Raw genomic sequence first — 1,859 nt, forward strand, 5'->3', positions numbered from 1 at the left:
GAAGTACACCTGGCTGCCCTTGAGTGCCTATCTCTCGTTTGAACGTCTACATGAAGAGGTACACCGCTTACTCGGTGGTTACGGAACTGATCACGCGATTAATTTTGAATAGGCACTTATTGCCGCGCCTATGAAGATGAGCGTAATGCCTCCAATAGCAGTGAAAAAGCGGGCGATGGTTGACGTCGATTTGGATAATAGAGATGAAATCCAGGGAAGTAAGGGCACCAATCATCTAACACTTGAATTAGCTGCCCAGATTTAATGTATTCCTCCACCATATCTTCTGGGACGAAACCTAACCCTACGCCCGCTAACGTGGCATTTATTTGTTGTTGAGTATTGTTGACGATAAGTTGTCCCTCTGTCGATACGTTCATTGCATGGCCTTTCTTCTCAAATTCCCACATATATAAACCACCGTGGGTTGGAAACCGGAAATTAATACAATTATGTTCAGTCAACTCATGGGGGTCTTTTGGCTGTGAATAATGCTCAAAATAATCTGGTGCTGCTACAACAACCATCCGCATATTAGGGCCTATACAAGTAGCTATCATATCTTTCGCGACGCGTTCGCCAAGCCGGACACCTGCATCAAACCGTTCAGAGACAATATCCGTTAATCCATTATCTACATTGATCTCAACTTGAATATCTGGGTACTCCTTTAAAAACGGTTGTAGCTTAGGTATTAAAATATAATCGGCAGCGTGGCTGCTACTTGAAAGCCTGATAGTACCTGCTGGCTTGTCACGTAGTTCGTTGAGGGCGGTTAGCTCTGACTGAATGTCTTCAAAGCAAGGACCTATGGTGCGAATTAACCGTTCACCTGCGTTGGTAGGTGAGACGCTTCTTGTGGTACGCATTAACAAGCGGATGCCCAACCTTTCTTCTAAACCGCGCATGGCATGACTAAGAGCCGATTGTGATACACCTAGCTCTGCAGCGGCCCGCGTGAAGCTGCCCTTTTTGGCGACCATGAGAAATGCGTGTAAATCATTGAAATTATCGCGCGACATTGATGAATTTCCTTCATTAGCTCATCCATATTTTGCTATCTAATCATAAAAATTGCCTTTTGCTAAAGTCTTATCACTACTTTTTGCACCGCTACTAGCTGTTACGGAGCTGATGGGTAGGCCATAGCACAACGCTCCAGCATGCGCTGTATCGCCATCGCTGCCTCACCCTATTCAGGACACCTGAATATTATGAGCCATGCCCGCTAATTGCAGGTTAAGAATAGATGCCTTGGTTTAAGGAGTGAATAATGTCGTCAAGTGAGTCGGCTGACAGCCGCTTAATTAATGGTCACCCCAGCGCAGTGCTGGGTGTAGTGTTAATCAGTTATTTAATGATTGTTCTCGATATCTCCATTGTCGTAACGGGACTGCCTGAGATGCGCGATGATCTCGGCTTTACTTCAGTGGGACTGTCGTGGGTACAAAATATCTACACGCTTTTTTTTGGTGGTTTTTTATTATTAGCCGCGCGCGCAGGCGATCTGTTGGGCCGTAAGAGAATGTTGCTAGTAGGCCTATGGATATTTACCTTGTCATCGCTTGCGATAGGTTTGGCACAAACACCGTACTGGCTGATTATCGCGCGGGGGATACAAGGCATAGGGGCGGCTATTTTAGCGCCTTCAGTATTAGCGCTTATCTCAACGACCTTTCCAGAAGGGCCTGAGCGGACGAGGGCATTGGCGTATTATTCGATGGTAGCGGGGGGCGGTGCTAGGTTCTGTCTGAAAAGTCATAAATGTTACGCTATCTCCGTTCATTGAGCAGGAGGGCGATATGACAGGCCGTTACGAGCTTTCTGATCAGCGTTGGCAGATGATCGAGGACATCGTT

At 46.5% G+C, this 1,859-nt stretch carries 2 protein-coding genes and 1 pseudogene; 2 read left to right on the forward strand and 1 reads right to left on the reverse strand.

The features are described 5' to 3' along the window. A pseudogene (locus HUO07_RS21445) lies at window positions 1-112 on the forward strand (IS630-like element ISHsp2 family transposase); the annotation flags it as partial. 16 nt (window positions 113-128) lie between these two features. Here HUO07_RS21445 and HUO07_RS21450 read toward each other — a convergent pair. Next, window positions 129-1,022: a LysR family transcriptional regulator gene (locus HUO07_RS21450; protein WP_176305134.1), complete on the reverse strand. Its 894-nt coding sequence runs from the start codon at window positions 1,020-1,022 to the stop codon at window positions 129-131. 251 nt (window positions 1,023-1,273) lie between these two features. On the opposite strand from HUO07_RS21450, the gene HUO07_RS21455 reads away from it, so the two are divergent. Further along, window positions 1,274-1,789 (forward strand): MFS transporter, encoded by a 516-nt coding sequence (locus HUO07_RS21455; RefSeq protein ID WP_176305135.1) that lies wholly within the window; start codon window positions 1,274-1,276, stop codon window positions 1,787-1,789. Window positions 1,790-1,859 lie beyond the last annotated feature (70 nt).

Origin of the sequence: Vreelandella maris (genome assembly GCF_013371085.1) — a bacterium.
Taxonomy (GTDB): domain Bacteria; phylum Pseudomonadota; class Gammaproteobacteria; order Pseudomonadales; family Halomonadaceae; genus Vreelandella; species Vreelandella maris.